The following is a 19,195-nucleotide window of genomic DNA, read 5'->3' on the forward strand; positions in this document are numbered from 1 at the left end:
AGCCCCTCGAAGCCTTCAGTGGCGAAGCGCTCCTGCCAGCGCCACACGCAGGTCTTGGACTTGCCGGTCCGCCGCATGACTTCGATCGTGCCGGCGCCGTCGGCGCTCAACAACACGATCTCGGCGCGCCAAACGTGCTTCTGCGGGCTGTTACAGTCTTTGACCAAGGCAAGCAAACGCCGATGGTCAGAAGGCGAGACGGTGAAGGAGATTCCTGTGCAAAAGGGAATCCCGGTCCGGACTCTTATGTCAGGCAGGAACCACTAGCAGGCTTCTCTGATTGGGGTCGTTAATCAAGCTCCTCCTGATTTTTTTCCGGACCATGTCGCCCCGCGGGTCACTCGCTTCTCTTCGCCGTCGACGTTAAGCCGCCGCATGATGGGGTCAGTAGAGCGAGGCCTCTCAATCTGTTGAACGACCTTGGGAGAGTTCGTCCCAGGATCGTGCCTGCTAACGAGATCGCCTTGCCCATCGTCCCCACGGGAACGATCCGGATCACGCCCCTTCGGGCGGAATCAACTCCTCCTTCGTTGGTCCGTTATCCCGTATTTCATGCCGATATGGGGCCGGGTGCCTTGCCGAAGCGGAATTCTGTCGCATGGCTCCACATGCGATGCAGGATGACAGCGAGCTTGCGAGCAACAGCAACTCGGGCTGGCTCGACCATTTCTTGCTGAGCACAAGCAGAGAATGAGCCGCCTCATAGAGGGCCGTGCGGGCGAGCTCGTCACCGCATCGGCTACCTTGCCCGAATGTCCGTCTCGCCAGATTGATAGCGTGCCGGGGTCAGACCCAAATGCGCTCCGACATCCCTCGATCGGCGAAAGCGGTCCGGCTGATCGACCGTGGCACGAAAGGCGAGCGCGGTGATGGGTCCCACACCGGGCACGGACATGAGGCGCCGGCAGACTTGGTCCTTGAGGGCGATATTGAAGACCTGCTTTGTCAGTCGCCCTAACTCGCGCAACATCGTTGCCACGATCGCCAGAAGCGGCTCGACAAGCGCCATGATGACCGTATCTGCGCCAATCAGTTCGCGCACGCGATGGGCGAAAGCTGCGCGGCCTGGAGTGCCGAGCTTGATGCCGGCCTCCCGCAGAATCGCCCTGACGACACTTTCGATCGTCCGCATTTCATTGAGGACCGTGCGTCGCGCAACAAGGAGAGATCGCCAGAGCCGACACTGCGGGCGCTTCACATGCACCTGCCGATACCAGCCGGTGCGCATGATCTGCGCCAAGGCGCGGGCGTCGTTGCGATCGGTTTTGTTCGGCATCGTTTTCATCGCCGCGTTGGCCTGCCGGGTCTCGATGCAGATCGCCGGCAATCCTTCGGCGCTAATACCGTCATAAAGCCAGGCTGTCAGCGAACAGGCTTCGAGCCCGATGCGCTCCAGCGGCAGATCGATTTTCCGCTGGCTTCATAAAGCGCCCTCGGCTCACTCGCCGCCCGCCCTTCCTTCACGATCCGGCCGCTCTCGTCGACGACACAGATCGCGGTCTCTTCCAAAGACACGTCAAGTCCGGCAAAATACTTCATGGCTGCTCCTCCTGATGTTTGTGGCGATCTACATCGACCACGTTCTCACATCTCGACAGGACATTTGGCTCGGGCGAGAACCCAATCACCCCATCTGTTGAAGAAGTCTGGCGCGCTCGCAGACGAAGCCTGAGTCGTCGACATTGTCGGTGTAGAGATGACGCACGGCTTCGTCTCCTTGCCTTCACCCTTGCGATGGCATCAGCATCAGATGGCGCAATGGATGGGCGTCGAGGAGCGGGTCGCACGATTGACGGCGGTGGTGAAGATGCTGGAGCCGGCGCGCTTCGGCGCCCGCTACGAAGGTTGCGGACCGGCGCGCTGACCGAGGAACAGCACGCTCTGGCCTTCGACGAGATCGAAACGGGCGTGGCGGCCATCGAAGGGCCTATGGACAAGTCTGCGGTCGGCTCGAAAGCGAAGCGCGCCCCACATCCTCGCAAAGGCTTTGCGGTCCATTTCGAACGGGTCGAGATCCTTGAGGCGGTTCCGAACCGGCCGGCTGCAAGCCCGCAGCGTCCACGGCGGCGCTGGTGGCGGAAGCGTAGGCGCGGCTTACCGTTGCACGAATCAAGCGGCAAGGGGGCGAGAAATCTTAGATTTCGGACCATGTCGCGTCTTTGAGGCGGCTCTTTTAGTCCTGATAGTGCGCACCGGCCAAGCGCTTCGGCTATAATCTTGGGTTTCGAGCTGTAACTCGCGACTGACGCTTGAAGTCCGGTGCAGAAGCACGTTAAGGAGGCGTCACGAGTTACTGGGGTTCGCACTGGTCGTGGAACTGGGCGCTGCTTCATCGCTGTCGAAATAGGAGAGCGCCGTATGTTCTGTCCAGAATCCAACGGCAAGGTCGCGCTGTTGACCGGAGTTACCGGCCAGGACGGTAGCTACTTGGCAGAGCTCTTGCTGAGCAAGGGCTATGTAGTGCATGGGATTAAGCGGCGTACCTCGCTTTTTAATACCGCCCGGATAGACAATCTATTTGACGGCTTCGCAGGCCAATCCGGCCGCTTCATCCTACACCATGGCGATATGACTGATTCATCCAGTCTGACACATATCATCCAGCAGGTTAAGCCTGATGAGCTCTACAACCTCGCCGCTCAGAGCCACGTGGCGGTTTCGTTTGAGGAGCCCGAATACACCGCGAACTCGGATGCATTGGGCACCTTGCGACTGCTGGAAGCGATCCGCATCCTCGGGCTTTCTGACAAGACGCGATTCTACCAGGCGTCCACCTCGGAACTTTATGGCTTAGTTCAGGAAGTGCCGCAGCGTGAGACGACACCTTTCTATCCTCGCAGCCCCTATGGTGTCGCGAAGCTGTATGCCTATTGGATCACTGTAAATTATCGGGAAGCGTATGGACTGTATGCCTGCAACGGGATCCTATTCAATCATGAGTCGCCTTTACGCGGTGAGACGTTCGTAACGCGTAAAATCACGCGTGCGCTGGCGCGCATCAAACTGGGCGTCCAGTCGGACTTGCACCTCGGCAATCTTGATGCGCGACGCGACTGGGGTCACGCGCGCGACTATGTGGAAATGCAATGGTTGATGCTACAGCAGCCAACCGCAGAAGATTTTGTCATCGCTACGGGCTTGCAGTATAGTGTGCGCGACTTTGTCAATGCTGCGGCCCGGGTGCTTGGCATGCGCATCCGATGGGAAGGCGAGGGTATCGACGAGAAGGGGGTGGCCGATAACGGCCGCGCCATTATCAGGGTTGATCCACGCTATTTTCGCCCGACCGAAGTTGAGTCGTTGCTTGGCGACGCGACGAAGGCACATGCCAAACTTGGGTGGAAGGCCAAAACCTCGTTCGAGGCGTTGGTCGAAGAAATGACATTAAGCGATCTGCATGCCGTCGAACTCTTGGTTAAATCAAATCAGCTTAGCCAAAGCTGAGTGCAACCTGGCCCGCACGCCCCTTTTGCTGATTTCGTATGCAGCTTAACGGAGTTGGGTAGGCTTCGACGGTGTGTCGAACCGCGGTTGTTGGCACCGATTATACGAAATGCCTGACGCCGCCCATTGTTGCGGGCAGGCCCCAGGGTTCCGCATCGAGGCATCAAACGCCATTTGGCCGGCCGAGGGATCGCCACCGGAATTCACTACCGACAAGGGGCTCCTTTCAGTCGGCAGCGAATCTCTCAAGCGAACTGTGTTCTGCAGAGCACGCTTTAACCAAATAAATATCTCGCATGTGCGAAATGGGTTGGCATCAAAACGAAAAACTGTTACGCGCTCAGGTGTACCTTGAATTAGGGCTGAGTAAAACGCGGACAGATAAAGGGATTGACGGATGAACCTTATTTTCAAAAGTGCCTTGGCCGGGTGCGTGGCGTTGATCGGTTTGGGCCCTGTCTCATCTTACGCGCAAGACGGCGCCTGCACATGTGCGACGGCGTATCGCGGGGGGGCAAATCCCATCGGTTCGATCAGTGGCGCCAAGGGGGACGTGATGGTTTCTCAAAGTGCCGGGTATGGCCCTGCCAAGCCAGGCAGTGGTCTGGATTTTGGCAGCCGCGTTGTTGTAGGTGCTAAGGGAATGGCCTCCGTCAATGTCGGCGGTTGTAGTTTGGATGTCCCGGCCAATTCAAGCCTCGATATTTCTCGTGTCGAGAATAAGATATGCCTCAACATCGTGGGTTCTGAGCAGACGGCGGCCACTGACTCGTCAGGCACTAATAAGGATCTTACGCCGCTGCTCATCTTTGGCGGTATGGCTGGGGCGGCTGGCATTCTTGCTGCGACGCAGGACGACAACAACGGCGTGAGTCGATAGTAGGCGTCAGGCAGGGTGACGGCAGCTGAGGCGTCTGTCTCTGCTGTATCGGCTCTGTTGGTGCCTTGAATGTAGCAGGCGGCGCCGATTATGGCCTGCGTCTTTCATGGATTTGATAAATGCGTCATTCGCCATCGCGCGGGCGGCGCATTTGTCCATTACTGCGGCGCGGTTGCTACTTGGCCTCGGTCTGGCCAGAAAAGCCAATGATCGATCTGCATTCCCATATCCTGCCCGGTCTCGACGACGGCTCGCCTAATCTTGCTGAATCGCTGGAGATGGCGCGACTGGCTGTGGCTGATGGAACGACTCATATGGCGTGCACGCCGCATGTAACGCCGGGTGTGTACGAAAACAGAACGACGAACATAGTTCGGGCGGTCCAGGCATTGGATCAGGCCCTGCATCACGCCGCCATACCACTGGCTCTTTACGTTGGTGCCGATATCCATATTGCGCTGGATCTTCCAGACCAGTTGGCGCTCGGCAGTGTGCCCACTTTGAACAGGTCCCGCTATTTCTTGTTCGAGCCGCCGCATCATGTTTTACCGCCAAGAATGGAAGATCTCGCTCTACGCCTCATAAACGCCGGTTTCATCCCGATCCTTACTCATCCCGAGCGTCTGACCTGGATCAAGACAAATTATGACGTTGTCGAGAGGTTGAATGCGGCGGGTTGCCTTATCCAGCTTACAGCAGATTCGATTGTTGGTGCTTTTGGGCGCACGGCGCTTTACTATTCGGAAAAGCTGATCGACGAGGGCAGAGTGGATATTATCGCGTCGGATACTCATAGCGCCACCCGTCGGCGCCCCGGGCTTTCGCAAGCGGTTGCCGCTGCCGCGAAGCGGTGCGGCGAACACGAGGCCCGTAATATGGTATTGAGACGTCCAGGCGAAATATTGGCGAACCGGCATCTCGATCCAGTCGGAAGAGCACGCCCGAGCAAGCCAAACGCCCGTAACATTAGCCGCTTTGTAGGATTGGGACGGTTGTTCAAGGGCGGGGTAGAGTGATGGTCACTTTTTTTCATTTCACAGAAAATCCCATCGGCATGGTGTTCGTCGTTCTTGCTTCACTGACAATCTCGGCATGCACGAGCGCCTCGTCGACGACATCATCTTCGTCGAGTTCGGTAGATGCGCTGCAACTGACATCATCGTCGGCACCAATTTCAGGCGGCGGTGCCCTGCAGGTAGTAAAGGATCTGCCTGCGCCGCAAAACACTCAAAACGGCAGCGAGCAGCCTTTGTCGCCGAACGATGTGCTCGAGGTGAATGTGTTCCAGGTCGATAACTTGAATAGAACCGTTCAAGTGGATTCTGGTGGGCAAATTTCGCTTCCACTCATTGGAACCATTGCCGCGGCAGGAAAGACCGTCCGTCAGTTGGAGCAGGAAATCGAAACCGCCTATGGTGGTAAATACCTGCAGTCGCCCGACGTGACCATTTTGGTTAAGGAGTCGATAGGGCAGCGCATTACCGTCGATGGCGAAGTCGCCAGGGCCGGCATCTTCCCAGTATCGAGCAATTCTTCTCTCATCGATGCGATTGCCCTTGCTGGTGGGTTCAACAATGTTGGGGACGCAAAGAAGGTCTTTGTCTATCGCAATATCGGGCATAATACTTTGGTCGCTAATTACAATGTGGAGGAAATTCGTGCTGGCAAGAGCCGCAATCCACGCATCTACGGAGGCGACAAGATTGTCGTCTTCGCCTCAAAGTCGAAAATCGCGATGAACAACCTCAAGGATGCCCTCGGCATCGCATCGAGCGCGGCCCGAATTGCGGTGATCCCTTAAAGCGGCGATTTGCCGGCCAGAGTAAGAAAACTTAGGATTCCTTCCCTCCATGCTCGATCGCAATAGGCAACATCAACTTGCAGGTCCAGGACACGGCCAAGCCCTGTCCACCGATCAGTTTTATGACGGTGCCCAAAATTTCAGCAGCCCGTACGGTCGAGATTTTTCCGAACAGGACGAGGGCTTCAATCCACTCAAACTGCTCTTTTACGTCGTCCAGTACCGATGGCTAATCGTCATGATGGCTGCAGCCGGGCTTGTAGCCGGTGTGATCGTTACCATGATGCAGACGCCGAAATACCGGGCAACAACGCAATTAGAAGTGCTGGTTCCTTCGGCAAAGGTGTTTCAAGACATTGAGGTGGTGTCGGAAAACAGCGACATCAGAGCATTCCTGACAGCCCGTGAGAAGCTCAAAAGTCGCGCTTTAGCGCAGCGGGTGGTGTTCCAACTGGGACTTAGCGAAAGGCCCGACTTTCTGTTTCCCACACCGGACTTCTCCATCAGTAACATTGTCTATCGAGCTTTTGGAATTGCGAACTCCACCTCAATTCAAGAGAAAACGCCAGAGCAACGAGAGGCGATTGCGATTGGACGTGTTCTCAATGATTTGTCAGTCAATTTGGTGACCAACACGAGTCTGCTGTCTATCACTTTTGTCGATCAGAAGCCAAAATATGCAAGCGATGTAGCTAATCAGGTTGCTCAAAGCTTTATCGATCAACGCCTTGACCAGACTAGTGAGACGTCGGATCTCGCACGCCAATTTATCCAGGAACAGGTATTGCAGGTAAAGCAGAAACTGCAAAAATCCGAAGAGGAATTGGTCGCCTATGCAAAAGAAGCGGGAATCACTATAACTGGCGACGACAAATCCCTTATAGGATCAAACATTGAGGCGCTTAATAACGCGCTAGCGACGGCTATCCAGGAGCGTCTCGATGCCGGCCGGGCTGTAGAGCAGATAGACAAAGGTCGCGGAGCTAGCCTCGGCGCCGTGTTGGAGAGCGAAGGCCTGCAAAAGCTCAGCGAAAAATTATCCGACTTGACCAGCCAGTATCAACAGAAATTAGGTATTTTAAAGCCGGGTTTTCCGGAAATGCAGCAACTTCAAGCGCAGATCAGGGAGTTGCAACGTCTTTACAACAACGGCGTTTTTGCCATCACTGATTCGCTGAGATTAAAGTATCAGGAGGCGCAGAACAAGGAAGCGGATCTTAAGTCAAAGCTTGCTGAAATGGAAAGGCAGCAAACCATATTCAATGACAAGAATATTAAATACACTATCCTTAAGCGCGAAGTGGATTCGAATAGGTCGCAATACGATGGCTTGATTGCTAAGCTGAATGAGGTTGGCGTTAGCTCTGAACTTAAAACGCAAAGTGCTGCAATCGTGGATTTTGCTGCGCAGCCAGATCGCCCTTATTCTCCACGCCTAAGCAGCAACCTTGCTATGGCTTTAGTGCTTTTCATGGCTTTGGCAGCGTTTGCTATTTACATTATAGAGCTTTTGAACAATACGTTTACCTATCCTGAGCAGGTTGAAAAGGAATTGGGACTTGCGATCCTCGGCATCTTGCCCGCGGTGGATGACCGCGAATTCGCAGCCAGCATCGCCGACCAAAAATCCGGATTATCGGAGGCGTACCGTTCTCTGCGAACGTCGCTACAATTCTCAGGTGCGGAAGGCGCGCCGCGGTCGCTCTTAGTCACTAGCTCAGAGCCCTCGGAAGGAAAGTCGACCACTTCGTTCAAGCTCGGCCAGGATTTCGCTGCACTCGGTGCAAGAGTTCTCATTGTCGATGGCGATCTTCGAAAGCCGAACCTTCATCGCTTGTTCGGTCTTGATAACACGATTGGGCTTAGCAACCTCCTGACAAATACTGTGCGCAAGGAGGATCTGGCGAGCATCTTCAGGGCGACGAAATACCCTAACGTCACCGTTCTCACTTCTGGAACGATACCACCAAACCCCGCGGATCTACTCTCGTCGCCGAAGATGGCTTTGATCGTCACGAATCTCGGAAAGCGATTCGACCTTGTCGTAATCGACGCTCCGCCGATTGTCGGCCTCTCAGATGCGCCTATCCTCAGCCGGCTTGCTGAGGGTACGTTGATGGTCATCTCGACTAATCAGGTCACGCGCAAGTCGGCGAAGATGGCCTTAAAGCGCCTGCGAGCTGCTGGCGCAAATGTTGTCGGAGCTGCAATGTCAAAATTCGCGGTGAACAAGTTTGACTACAATTATGCGTACAAATATATGAACTATCAGTACTATAACTATGGCGCGAGTACTCCGAAGGTTGAGGGCAAAGTCGATGATGGACCGGGCCAGCCCGCTTACGCAAAATCTCCGGCTTTCAGGCGTTTGGTTCGTCGCATCCGTTCTAGTGTTGTTGGCTTCATCGATCGGGCTAAGTCGATTTCTTGAGACCGAAGCACCGGCCTTTTCTCTTGCGTTAGACCCGCTGAACGTGGATGCATCGATACGCGAGATCAGCAGCGATCTGAACGACCTGAATAACGTGCCTGATCTTCCTGCCTTGCTTGCGCAGGCTAGAGGCGCGCTTCGCTTTAATCTGGGCGACGCGCGTCTTTATAGCTTGATCGGCGAGATCAAATACCGGCAGGGCGAGAAAGAGGAGGCATATAAACTCTTCGATCAAGCCCGAAAACTTTCGAAGACCGAAATCCACGCACTCCAGAGGTCGATCGGCCACTCGATTGAACTGGGCGATTTCTCAAAGGCCGTTGGCGAGATCGACATATTGCTACGTCGATGGCCAGACCGATTTGCGGCTGTGGCCGACGGCCTTCCCACCATTCTTTCAAATCCCAACGGGTACAATGCGGTGCTGGCGGCCATCAGGGCGGAGGCGCCCTGGAGAGCCAGCCTGTTCGGTGCTCTTGCCAAGAGTTCCCAGGGGCTAGATTTCGCCAATCGGCTGTTGCTTGAGTTAACGGGATCAAGCGCACCGCCGAAGTCGAGCGAGTTGTCTGCTGTGATTGGCGGCTATATTGGGCAGAAGGAATATGAATCCGCCTATCGGCTGTTTCTTTTCAGCCTGTCGGATCAAGAGCGCATGTTGGGCGGGTACATTTTCAACAGCACTTTCGAACCTATTGTCGGCGGCACACCCTTCGATTGGCAGATCCGCGATCAATCGGGCTTGGAAGTTACGTTCACAACATCTCGTGAAGCGGCAGAGAGTGAAGCAGGGGCGACAGTCAGGTTCTTGAATACACCAGTCAAGAACACCGCTCTTCAGCAATATATCGAGTTGCCTCCTGGTTCATACAAAATTTCGTTAATTGCTACGGCAAGGGATCTGAAGCTTCCGAAAGAACTATTTTGGTCGATAAGGTGCGTGGATCCAGTCGGCGAAATAGCGCGATTTAAGGTCCCGGAGGGTACATATAATCGACAAAAATTGAGCCAGGATTTCTCCGTAGGCCCGGCTGCCTGTCCCATGCAGTTGCTGAGGTTGGAGACTGCCGCCATTGCCGAAAGCTGGAGATTTCGATATGTCGGTACGTTGATAATGCACAAACTGAGCATTGAGAGACTTCCATCTTGAACGATCGACCGTCAGAATGGGATAAATATCTCGTGGGGTCGGTGCTGTTTTTATCGCTGCTGATCGGCGGTGGTACTGCGAGCGGCCTCTATACGGATGCACTGATAGAGGTCACGGCGATTGTGTCGGCGGCCGCAGTCTTTTCGCAACCGTTTGGCAAGAGAATACCCGCTTCTCTTCTATGGCTCGTGATTTTCGCAGTGGCGTCGGTCGCCTTTCAGATCGTTCCGCTACCGCGGGCAATATTTGGTGGCTTGCGGCCGGAATTGTTGCGTGGGGATCCCTGGCTTGGAGGAACCCCCTATCGCTTTGTGAGTATCGGAGTCGGCCGGACGATCGAATGTCTGTTGTACTTGGTGGCGTCGGCCGCGTTTTTTTTGAGTGTATTACGGTTGCGCGCCGAGCAGGTCCAAGGCCTACTTCCATTCTTCTTCATGGGCGTGATCTGCAACGCCTTGGCAGCCGCAATTCAATATTCCCTTTCGAACGAGATTGCTATTGTCGGGTTATTGCCGTTTACGATCAACGCAGGATTGTTCGCAAATCAAAATCACTTTTCGGCGTTGCTGTTTATTTCTATACCCGTTGTCGTCTACTACGGTCTCTACCGTGGGCATCTCTTGTCTGGATCGCTGGGGCTCATCATGCTGCTTCTGCTGCTTTTGGCTGCTGGCTCCCGTGCCGGCGTTCTGCTCGGATTGACAGTCACTGTTTTGTCTGTGGTCTTTCTGTCAACCCGCTCCAAGATAAGCGGATTGAGCATCCTCGCAATTTTCATAGGGCTTTTGATCTATTCTATCGGGGCCTGGACGAAGATCGATGCAGATGTAATCGATCCAGCTTTCGGGCGAGGTGAATTTGCCCGCACCACAATCGAGGGCATCAAGGATAATTGGGCAACTGGCGTTGGGTTCGGGAATTTCCAAAAAGCATACCAAATTTACGAAAGGGAAAGCATGATTTTTAGCCGCTTCGTAAACCATGCCCACAATGACTATCTAGAAATAGCTTTCGAAGGCGGAACATCCGCTATTCTGTTAATGGTGTTTTACTTTATATCGCTTGTTGCCACCCTCGCGAGGAGCCGGCGAGATCCTCTTCAGAAGGCGGCTTTTCTTTCTGTGTCTTTTCTTCTCATTCATTCATTGGTCGATTATCCGCTGCGAACCGAGGCGCTGGCGATGACCTTTGCCTATATGAACGCGATCATCTTCCACAAAGGATTTGCGGAACGTTTGAGCCGGAAGAACGACGTGATCGAGATCGACCACAATGGCGACAAGCTGTTTGTTCCGATCGGAGCGTCGTCTTAAGTGTTAAAGGCGGGGAGGGGCATTCGTCGGATGCGATGAGTGTCACTGCCTAGGAGGCAGGCATCCATTGCTTTTCCTCACGTTTGCCCGCCAAGGGAGCGCTTGGCGGCCTGGCGGCGGGTCAGAGCTCCTGCATGCTGCCCCAAAATTGCCTGAGTGCGGCAGTGCGGCTAAGGCTTCAGCTTTCATACGGGACCCTGGGTGCCGATGGTCGCCGCAGGGGTGTTGTCATGGGGGTGCCCAAGGGTGAGTGCATTAGGAGGGGCGTCATGAACTTTCTGGTGACCGGAGGGGCCGGCTTCATCGGCTCGGCGGTATGCCGGCATTTGTGTGGCAATCCGGATCACCGTGTGACCAATCTCGATAAGCTTACCTATGCCGGGAATCTCGCCTCGCTGCGGGGGATCGAGACCGCCCACAGTTACAGGTTCGAGCGGGCCGACATCTGTGACGACCGGACGGTTCTGAACGTGATGCATCGTGATAGGGTTGACGTCGTCATTCATCTGGCTGCCGAAAGTCACGTGGATCGGTCAATCGACGGGCCTGGTGCGTTCATCGAGACGAACATCGTTGGAACCTACCGCTTGCTCAATTCGGCACTGGAATATTGGCGCAGGCTCTCCGGCGAAAGAAAAAGCCGGTTCCGTTTCCACCACATCTCGACCGATGAAGTGTTCGGTGATCTGCCATTCGACGGCAGTGTGTTCACCGAACAGACATCCTATGCGCCGTCCTCACCCTATTCGGCTTCGAAAGCCGCGTCCGATCACCTGGTGCGCGCATGGCACAACACTTACGGCCTGCCGGTCGTGCTGTCGAACTGCTCGAACAATTACGGTCCTTGCCAGTTTCCCGAAAAGCTGATCCCGCTCGTCATTTTGAACGCTCTCGACGAGAAGCCGCTGCCTGTGTACGGCGCCGGCAGTAACGTGCGCGATTGGCTCTTCGTCGAAGACCACGCCCGCGCTTTGGCCATAATCGCTACCCGAGGTGTAGTCGGCGAGAGCTACAATGTCGGTGGCGGCTCGGAACGCAGCAACATGGAGGTGGTCGAGGCAATCTGCAGCCTTCTGGACGACAGACGGCCCCGTTCCGGGTCTCGGCGGTATCGCGATCTCATCGCATTTGTCGCGGATCGCCCCGGCCACGACCGCCGTTATGCGATTGACGCTTCCAAGATACGGCTCGATCTGGGCTGGGCGCCTCGCGAGACATTCGCCGGCGGCCTCGCCAAAACAGTCGACTGGTACCTCCAGAACGAATGGTGGTGGGGCCCGATCCGCCGCGACCACTATACAGGCGAGCGGCTTGGCGAGGCGCGCATGGGTGTTGTGTGAGGCTTGTGTCACCACGCGAGGCCAAGTAGTTAATAGCTCGGTCGAGCGTGTCTATTTGCCCCAGCTTCGAGAGATCACTGTAGTCGGCCGGCCTCAGCTCGATCCGGCGAGGCCGGAATCATCGCTCCCACGCTCGCGGCTACTCGATCTGCTCGTCCGCCGCGGCTGCACCGCCTCGATCAGGCCAAAGATGAACCGGACCTTGCCTCCGAGGTCACATGGCGCGCTGGCAGCCAAGGTTTCGATAAGGCAAGGCGGTTGGCCGATGGAATACATCATGACAAAATGCAGCGGCCCTTTCCGCGGCCCAGGCAATATTTTCCGGGCCCTCATAGACACAAGGGCTCCTTGGGCAGGAATTTCTCGAATTAGCATGCTGGGTGGAAAATTCATTCCCGAACCACTCGGCCGCAGGCTTGTCTTGCATTGTTCTGGGCAGGAACGATCTGCTAGAACGCCCGCACGAAAATAGATTATCCAGAAGTGCAGCTGAACCGGGCGACTCGCGCCCGTTGATGATACAGACCCTTCGTGGATGGCACGAAAGAACGCTAACAGTCCATGAACATCGCACTTACACACCTTCAGCGGCTTGAGGCTGAATCCATCCATATTTTTCGCGAGGTGGCCGCGGCTTTCGCCAGGCCGGTGATGCTCTATTCGGTCGGCAAGGATTCGTCCGTGCTCATGCACCTGGCGATGAAGGCGTTCTATCCGGCCAAGCCGCCCTTTCCCTTTCTCCATGTCGACACGACCTGGAAATTCCGCGAGATGATCGCCTTTCGTGACCAGATGCAGCAAAAGCTCGGCTTCGACCTCCTGGTCCATGTCAATGAAGACGGCGTGCGCGACAACATCAACCCTTTCGACCACGGGTCCAACACCCATACGCATGTGATGAAGACGGTGGCGCTGCGGCAGGCGCTCGATAAATACGGGTTTGACGCTGCCTTCGGCGGCGCGCGGCGCGACGAGGAGAAGTCGCGCGCCAAGGAGCGGATCTTCTCGTTCCGCAACGCCCAGCACGTCTGGGATCCGAAGAACCAGCGGCCCGAGATGTGGAAGATTTTCAACACCCGCGTCGCTGCCGGTGAATCGATCAGGGTGTTCCCGTTGTCGAACTGGACCGAGCTCGACATCTGGCAGTACATTCTTCAGGAAGACATCCCGATCGTGCCCCTGTATCTGGCCAAGGAGCGGCCGGTCGTCGAGCGCGATGGCATGCTTATCCTGAGGGATGATGAGCGCATGCAGCTGCGGCCCGGCGAAGCAGTGGAGAACCGGATGGTGCGGTTCCGCACGCTCGGCTGCTATCCGCTGACCGGCGCGATCGACTCGGAGGCCGACACTCTGGAGGCGATAGTCGGCGAAATGCTCACGGCGCGCACTTCCGAGCGGCAAGGTCGCCTGATCGACCGTGATGAAGCCGGCTCGATGGAAAAGAAGAAGCGCGAGGGGTATTTCTGAGTATGCGCCATATCATGGCCAAGAGCCTCGCCCCGACCGACGGCGTCCGCGACTATCTGGCGGCGCAGGAACGAAAGTCGCTGCTGCGCTTCCTGACCTGCGGCTCGGTCGACGACGGTAAGTCGACGCTGATCGGGCGCCTGCTTTCCGACACCAAGCAGATTTTCGAGGACCAGCTGGCCACGCTCGAGCGCGATTCGCGCAAGCACGGCACCACCGGCGATGACGTCGACTTCGCGCTGCTGGTCGACGGGCTCGAAGCCGAGCGCGAGCAAGGCATTACCATCGACGTCGCCTATCGCTTCTTCGCCACGCCAAAGCGCAAGTTCATCGTCGCCGACACGCCCGGCCACGAACAATACACGCGTAACATGGCGACGGGTGCATCGACCGCGGATCTCGCCATCGTACTGATCGATGCCCGCCAGGGCGTGTTGCGCCAGACCAGGCGGCATTCGATCATTGCCTCGCTGCTTGGCATCCGCCACATCGTGCTCGCTGTCAACAAGATCGATCTTGTCGGTTTCGACGAGGCGGTTTTTGACCGGATCGTCACGGATTACGGGCAATTCTCACGCGATCTTGGTTTCCAGTCGATCATGCCAATTCCGATGTCGGCCCGCTACGGCGACAACGTTTCCTGCCGATCCGACAGGACGGACTGGTATTCCGGCCCGACGCTGATCGAACATCTCGAAACGGTGTCGGTTGACGAGGCCGCGGTCGAATTGCCGTTCCGCTTTCCGGTCCAATATGTGAACCGTCCCAATCTCGATTTCCGCGGCTTCGCCGGCACCATAGCGTCCGGATCGGTTGCGCCGGGCGACGAGGTGGTCGTCGCGAAATCCGGCAAGTCCTCCCGTGTCAGGCGCATCGTTTCGCATGGCGGCGACCTTCAGCAGGCTATCGCCGGCCAGGCCATCACTCTTGTCCTCGACGACGAGGTGGAAGTCTCGCGCGGCAATATGCTGGTGTCGCCGGCGGCGCGGCCGCAGGTCGCCGACCAGTTCGCCGCCAACATCGTCTGGTTCGACGAACATGCGCTGCTGCCTGGCCGCTCCTACATCCTGCGCACCGAGACCGACCAGACCAGCGCCACCGTCACCGACCTGAAATACCGCGTCAATGTCAACGACTTTGCCCATGAGGCGGCCAAGTCGCTTGAAATGAACGAAGTCGGCATCTGCAATATCTCGACGCGGTCACCGATCGCCTTCGATCCGTTTGCCGAAAACCGCACCACCGGCGCCTTCATCTTGATCGACCGCATCACCAACGCCACGGTCGGCGCCGGGATGATCCTGCATTCGCTGCGCCGCGCCGAAAACATCCATTGGCAGTCGCTCGATGTCGGCAAGCGCGCCCGCGCCGATATGAAGAACCAGCGGCCGGCCGTGTTCTGGTTCACCGGGCTTTCGGGCTCGGGCAAGTCGACCATCGCCAATCTGTTCGAAAAGAAGCTGTTCGCCACTGGGCGCCATACCTACATTCTGGATGGCGACAACGTCCGTCACGGCCTCAACCGCGATCTCGGTTTCACCGACGCCGATCGTGTCGAAAACATTCGCCGCGTCGCCGAAGTGGCACGCCTGATGGCCGACGCCGGGCTGATCGTCATCGTGTCGTTCATCTCGCCGTTCAGCGCCGAGCGGCGCATGGCGCGCGAACTGATGGCCGACGGCGAATTCGTCGAGGTGTTTGTCGACACACCCTTCGAGGAATGCGCCAGGCGCGATCCGAAGGGTCTCTATGCGCGGGCGTTGAACGGCGAGATCAAGAATTTCACCGGCGTCGATTCACCGTATGAGGTGCCGGAAAAGCCCGAAATTCATCTCAAGACACTCGGCAGATCGGCCGAGGAGATGGTGGACGCCCTGGAACACTGGCTGAACGAGCGGGACATTGCCGAAGACCAATATGACAGCGGCGGCGGTATCTGACGACGAAGCGGTGCTCGCCGTCTTCGAGCACCTTGCCCTGGCGGCGGGGCGCGAGGTGATGCGCGTCTTTCGTGCCGGCTGTGCGGTCGACAGCAAGTCGGACAGTTCGCCAGTGACGGAGGCGGATCGCGAGAGCGAGAAGACCATCCTTGCCGGGCTGCGCGCCGCATTTCCCGAGATTCCGTGCGTGGCCGAGGAAGAAGCTTCGGCCGGCATCATGGCGCCAGATCTCGGCGACGCCTTCTTCCTGATCGATCCTCTCGACGGCACCAAGGAGTTCGTCAACCGCAGGACCGATTTCACTGTCAACATCGCGCTGGTTCGCCATGGCGTGCCTGAGATCGGCGTCGTCTTCGCGCCTTGCACTGGCCGCTTCTTTTCCGGCCGGCCGGGCAAGGCGGAAACGATCGAGATCAATGACGACTACGAGATCGTCGATCGCCAGCCGATTTCGGCAAGGGCCGGTATGGTGCCGCTGACCGTCGTTGCCAGCCGCTCCCACAACACGCCGGAAACTGAAGCCTATATCCGCGCGCTTGGCGCCGCCGAGATCGTCTCGGTTGGCTCGTCGCTGAAATTCTGTCTCGTTGCCGGCGCCGAGGCAGACGTCTATCCACGCTTCGGCCGCACCATGGAGTGGGATACGGCCGCGGGTGACGCGGTGCTACGCGCCGCCGGCGGCATGACGCGCACGCTGGATGGTGAGCCGCTCGCCTACGGCAAGCGCAACCAGAGTGACGACGAGGATTTCGCCAACCCGCATTTTATCGCCAGCGGCAAGGCTGCTGGATTTGGCTAGACGGTGATTGCGCCGTTCCAGACCCGTACGAAAGTGCGGGTGTTGCACGTGACTTATGCAAGCGACCTCAGATACTGCTCGAGATCTGTAAACACAGCGGTACGATCCCATCCAGCCGACAGTTGGGTCGGCGTGGCCGATTCGCTTCGTGTGCGGTCGATGCTGCGGGGCCTTCACACGGGTGTATCCAAATTGCTGTATACCGATAGACTTGAACGGCTATACGAGCGAGTGATGGCGTTCCACATCAAAAATCCCGAGACCGACGCACTGGCCCGCCGGCTCGCCGCACTTAAGAGGACTGCTCTGACAGAGGCCGTCCATGCCGCGCTCAAGCATGAGCTTGAGCGCGAACAGGCTAGACCGTCCCTCGTAGAGATCGGCGTCAGGTTCTGCCGTGATCTGCGAGCCCGGGGCAAGCCTGATCGCGGCAGGCCCGCCGACAAGGCGTTTCGCGACAGCCTGTACGAGAATCACTGATGTTCATCGACGCCTCGGCCCTGACGGCGCTGATGACCAACGAGGATGATGCGCGAACTCCTGGCCGGGACCCGGCGCGCCTGAACGGTGTTGAACCGGACTTTACTTGGCTGGCCACCGTCCAGATTGGATCACGTTCAAGAACCTAAAGTGCGGCGGGCTTGCTTCGGATGGTTAAGGCCAGGAGCGCCTCCGAAAGTCGTTTCTTCGCCCGCTCCACCCCGTTCTCGTCGATTGCCTCAACATCGAGGAACAAGTCGAGACCAGTCGCATGCTCGCTGATGACCTGAGGGCGCTGGGCGAGTTCACCCAGCAGGCCCTCGACTTCGTAGGGGACAACCTCCCGGCTGATCCCCTTCATGGCAATGGGTGCTAACGGACGCGCCCGGACAAGGTCGCGCACGAGCGCGTAAGTCTCATAGCTGAGGCAGATGCCGCCGGGCTCGGCAATCGACTGCAGCCGGGCCGCCAAGTTCGCCTCGGCTCCAATGATCGTGTAGTCCATCCGATCATCGGAACCGAAGTTCCCAACATTGCAATAGCCCGTGTTGATGCCCATACGAGCTCGGAAGGGCCGTTCAACTCCGCGGTCATGCCACACCCTGTTCAACTGCTCCAGCCGACGCTGCATGTCGACAGCCATGCGCAAGCAGGCTCTCGCGTCTTCCTCGACGCCTTGCGTCTCGGGGTCTCCGAAGAACACAAGAAGCGCGTCGCCGATGAACTTGTCGACGGTGCCGCCGTGTTTGAGCGCGATCGTCGACATCTCGGTGAAGTACTCGTTGAGGAGAAGCGTCAAGTCCTCGGGCTGGAGCCGTTCCACGATCGCGGTGAAATCCTTGACGTCGGAGAAAAAGATTGTGAGCTTCTTGCGCTCGGTCGCGATGGTGACGTCCTTCTGGCCGCTGAAGATACTTTTGTAAATTTGAGGCGAAAGGTATTTGGCGATCTTCAATGAAATCGCGGCCAGGAAGTCGTTTGCCTCCGAAAGCTCCTTGTTGATGCCCTGAATCAACGCGGACTGCCGACGCTGCAGGAGAATGAACGTCAGGCCCGCCGCCGCCGCGAAACCGAAATACAGGAGCAGATACTTGAAGGTCAGCACGTTCGCAGCAATAGGCTGATTGACTGATATCTCCTGGATCCCTCGGACATCCCCCACCTTCCAGTCCGTCTTGGGGCTGTCCGGGTGTGAGTTATGGCAGGTCACGCACACTTGTCCCATTATGACAGGGGCCGCGGCGCGCACCTGCCGGTCAAACAGTGAGCCCGAGACCTCGATGATCGGCTCCTTCGGGTTGGCGCGCAAAGCCAAGATTGCATTCCGCTCGAACGCATCGAGCTGGTGGGGCGCGCGACCTTTGAAAGGCAGATCCGAGACGAACCGATATTTGACCGAGCCGTCATGAGCGCTGATGCGGTTGCCCAGTTCGATCGAGAGGGTTGCTGGAATAGGGATCGCGCCTGGCACGTCCCGGTAGTTGTGCGTCGCAGTCACGGCGCCGTTAGCTTGCAGCACGCGTCCCACGACGTCGCTGCCGTAGAATCCGCGCATTTCGTCGATGATGCGGCTGATTTCGCTGGCTTGCCTGCGCAGCATCCGTTCCGATAGGTCTCGGAGGTCGAGCCAGGCTGCAACGGGCAGACCGACAAGGCCGATGACCACTGCCGCCACCAGGAGCGGTCCCATAGTGCGCTGCTGTCGCGCAATCTGTTCACCCAGTCCAGCCATTGTGCAAGCGCCCGGCCGTCTTAGTGTGTGAACTATAGCTCATTCCCGGCGCGGTACCAGAGTCAGTCTTGGCTCGATGAAAACACGTCAGCCCTGCAACGTCGGACCGACCTTGAGCGGTTGTTGCTAAGCCCCGACCGTTCACAGCGGATTTCGCATTCTGGCGCTGGACGGACAGTGAATCAGGAAAGGGATGTCGCAACGTCGGTTGTGGCCGGAATGCGCTCCGCGATAACCGCTCAGGAGTCAAAAATCACCTCTGACAAGGTTGAGACTTGCAGTCGGACAGCGGGTCGGAAAAGAAAGTGTCCCGCAAAACGTCTCCGCGCGTCGGTCGACTATGGAATGGGCCAGCGCGGCGGGGCGGCGCGCGTTGCCGGCAGCATGACGCGGACCTGGATAGTGCGCCGCTCGCCTGCGG

The 19,195-nt window shown here is 57.4% G+C and carries 15 protein-coding genes and 1 pseudogene; 13 read left to right on the forward strand and 3 right to left on the reverse strand.

Annotated elements, in window-relative coordinates; genetic code table 11:
- Positions 1-230, reverse strand: a 230-nt coding sequence (locus NKH49_RS31620; protein ID WP_352929454.1) for a helix-turn-helix domain-containing protein, incomplete at its 3' end; no start/stop codon positions are given.
- Positions 231-550: 320 nt separating this feature from the next.
- A pseudogene (locus NKH49_RS31625) lies at positions 551-1,539 on the reverse strand (IS110 family RNA-guided transposase).
- An 819-nt stretch (positions 1,540-2,358) separates the two neighbouring features.
- Between NKH49_RS31625 and gmd the strand changes: the two are divergent.
- The 13 genes from gmd to NKH49_RS31690 all read left to right on the forward strand — a co-directional run bounded on the left by gmd (position 2,359) and on the right by NKH49_RS31690 (position 17,191).
- Positions 2,359-3,444, forward strand: a complete 1,086-nt coding sequence (gene gmd, locus NKH49_RS31630) for a GDP-mannose 4,6-dehydratase (RefSeq protein ID WP_352687155.1) — start codon at positions 2,359-2,361, stop codon at positions 3,442-3,444.
- Between the two features lie 397 nt (positions 3,445-3,841).
- Positions 3,842-4,324: a hypothetical protein gene (locus tag NKH49_RS31635; RefSeq protein WP_352929411.1), complete on the forward strand. Its 483-nt coding sequence runs from the start codon at positions 3,842-3,844 to the stop codon at positions 4,322-4,324.
- 206 nt (positions 4,325-4,530) lie between these two features.
- Positions 4,531-5,340: a tyrosine-protein phosphatase gene (locus tag NKH49_RS31640; protein WP_352687035.1), complete on the forward strand. Its 810-nt coding sequence runs from the start codon at positions 4,531-4,533 to the stop codon at positions 5,338-5,340.
- Positions 5,340-6,125, forward strand: coding sequence for a polysaccharide biosynthesis/export family protein (locus NKH49_RS31645; protein WP_352687032.1), 786 nt, complete (start codon positions 5,340-5,342; stop codon positions 6,123-6,125). The genes NKH49_RS31640 and NKH49_RS31645 overlap by 1 nt, the downstream gene beginning before the upstream one ends.
- Positions 6,126-6,174: 49 nt before the next feature.
- Positions 6,175-8,556, forward strand: a complete 2,382-nt coding sequence (locus NKH49_RS31650; protein ID WP_352687029.1) for a GumC family protein — start codon at positions 6,175-6,177, stop codon at positions 8,554-8,556.
- Positions 8,444-9,703, forward strand: a complete 1,260-nt coding sequence (locus NKH49_RS31655) for a tetratricopeptide repeat protein (protein WP_352929417.1) — start codon at positions 8,444-8,446, stop codon at positions 9,701-9,703. Before NKH49_RS31650 ends, NKH49_RS31655 begins: the two co-directional genes overlap by 113 nt.
- Positions 9,700-11,016 carry an O-antigen ligase family protein gene (locus NKH49_RS31660; protein WP_352929420.1) on the forward strand — a complete coding sequence of 439 codons (1,317 nt, stop codon included), beginning with the start codon at positions 9,700-9,702 and terminating at the stop codon, positions 11,014-11,016. Before NKH49_RS31655 ends, NKH49_RS31660 begins: the two co-directional genes overlap by 4 nt.
- 269 nt (positions 11,017-11,285) lie before the next feature.
- Positions 11,286-12,356, forward strand: coding sequence for a dTDP-glucose 4,6-dehydratase (gene rfbB, locus NKH49_RS31665; RefSeq protein WP_352929423.1), 1,071 nt, complete (start codon positions 11,286-11,288; stop codon positions 12,354-12,356).
- A 561-nt stretch (positions 12,357-12,917) separates the two neighbouring features.
- Positions 12,918-13,823 carry a sulfate adenylyltransferase subunit CysD gene (cysD, locus tag NKH49_RS31670; protein WP_352929426.1) on the forward strand — a complete coding sequence of 302 codons (906 nt, stop codon included), beginning with the start codon at positions 12,918-12,920 and terminating at the stop codon, positions 13,821-13,823.
- Between the two features lie 2 nt (positions 13,824-13,825).
- Positions 13,826-15,763 (forward strand): sulfate adenylyltransferase subunit CysN, encoded by a 1,938-nt coding sequence (gene cysN, locus NKH49_RS31675; protein WP_352929429.1) that lies wholly within the window; start codon positions 13,826-13,828, stop codon positions 15,761-15,763.
- Positions 15,741-16,562, forward strand: coding sequence for a 3'(2'),5'-bisphosphate nucleotidase CysQ (gene cysQ, locus NKH49_RS31680; protein WP_352929457.1), 822 nt, complete (start codon positions 15,741-15,743; stop codon positions 16,560-16,562). The genes cysN and cysQ overlap by 23 nt, the downstream gene beginning before the upstream one ends.
- A gap of 234 nt (positions 16,563-16,796) precedes the next feature.
- Positions 16,797-17,042 carry a type II toxin-antitoxin system VapB family antitoxin gene (locus tag NKH49_RS31685; RefSeq protein ID WP_352929432.1) on the forward strand — a complete coding sequence of 82 codons (246 nt, stop codon included), beginning with the start codon at positions 16,797-16,799 and terminating at the stop codon, positions 17,040-17,042.
- Positions 17,042-17,191 carry a hypothetical protein gene (locus NKH49_RS31690; RefSeq protein ID WP_352473299.1) on the forward strand — a complete coding sequence of 50 codons (150 nt, stop codon included), beginning with the start codon at positions 17,042-17,044 and terminating at the stop codon, positions 17,189-17,191. Before NKH49_RS31685 ends, NKH49_RS31690 begins: the two co-directional genes overlap by 1 nt.
- On the opposite strand, the gene NKH49_RS31695 is transcribed toward NKH49_RS31690, so the two are convergent.
- On the reverse strand, positions 17,188-18,774 hold the full coding sequence (locus NKH49_RS31695; protein WP_352473298.1) for an adenylate/guanylate cyclase domain-containing protein: 1,587 nt from the start codon (positions 18,772-18,774) through the stop codon (positions 17,188-17,190). The two genes, NKH49_RS31690 and NKH49_RS31695, sit on opposite strands and share 4 nt — an antisense overlap.
- Between the last annotated feature and the right edge of the window lie 421 nt (positions 18,775-19,195).

It is taken from the genome of Mesorhizobium sp. M1088 (assembly GCF_040318575.1).
GTDB lineage: Bacteria > Pseudomonadota > Alphaproteobacteria > Rhizobiales > Rhizobiaceae > Mesorhizobium.

Excerpts from the sequence above, each read along its gene's own strand:
- NKH49_RS31645 (WP_352687032.1), top strand. The coding sequence starts at position 5,340 with ATGGTCACTTTTTTTCATTTCACAGAAAATCCCATCGGCATGGTGTTC.
- cysD (WP_352929426.1), top strand. The coding sequence starts at position 12,918 with ATGAACATCGCACTTACACACCTTCAGCGGCTTGAGGCTGAATCCATC.
- gmd (WP_352687155.1), top strand. The coding sequence starts at position 2,359 with ATGTTCTGTCCAGAATCCAACGGCAAGGTCGCGCTGTTGACCGGAGTT.
- NKH49_RS31635 (WP_352929411.1), top strand. The coding sequence starts at position 3,842 with ATGAACCTTATTTTCAAAAGTGCCTTGGCCGGGTGCGTGGCGTTGATC.
- rfbB (WP_352929423.1), top strand. The coding sequence starts at position 11,286 with ATGAACTTTCTGGTGACCGGAGGGGCCGGCTTCATCGGCTCGGCGGTA.
- NKH49_RS31640 (WP_352687035.1), top strand. The coding sequence starts at position 4,531 with ATGATCGATCTGCATTCCCATATCCTGCCCGGTCTCGACGACGGCTCG.
- NKH49_RS31655 (WP_352929417.1), top strand. The coding sequence starts at position 8,444 with ATGATGGACCGGGCCAGCCCGCTTACGCAAAATCTCCGGCTTTCAGGC.
- NKH49_RS31690 (WP_352473299.1), top strand. The coding sequence starts at position 17,042 with ATGTTCATCGACGCCTCGGCCCTGACGGCGCTGATGACCAACGAGGAT.
- NKH49_RS31650 (WP_352687029.1), top strand. The coding sequence starts at position 6,175 with ATGCTCGATCGCAATAGGCAACATCAACTTGCAGGTCCAGGACACGGC.
- cysQ (WP_352929457.1), top strand. The coding sequence starts at position 15,741 with ATGACAGCGGCGGCGGTATCTGACGACGAAGCGGTGCTCGCCGTCTTC.
- NKH49_RS31695 (WP_352473298.1), bottom strand. The coding sequence starts at position 18,774 with ATGGCTGGACTGGGTGAACAGATTGCGCGACAGCAGCGCACTATGGGA.
- NKH49_RS31685 (WP_352929432.1), top strand. The coding sequence starts at position 16,797 with ATGGCGTTCCACATCAAAAATCCCGAGACCGACGCACTGGCCCGCCGG.
- cysN (WP_352929429.1), top strand. The coding sequence starts at position 13,826 with ATGCGCCATATCATGGCCAAGAGCCTCGCCCCGACCGACGGCGTCCGC.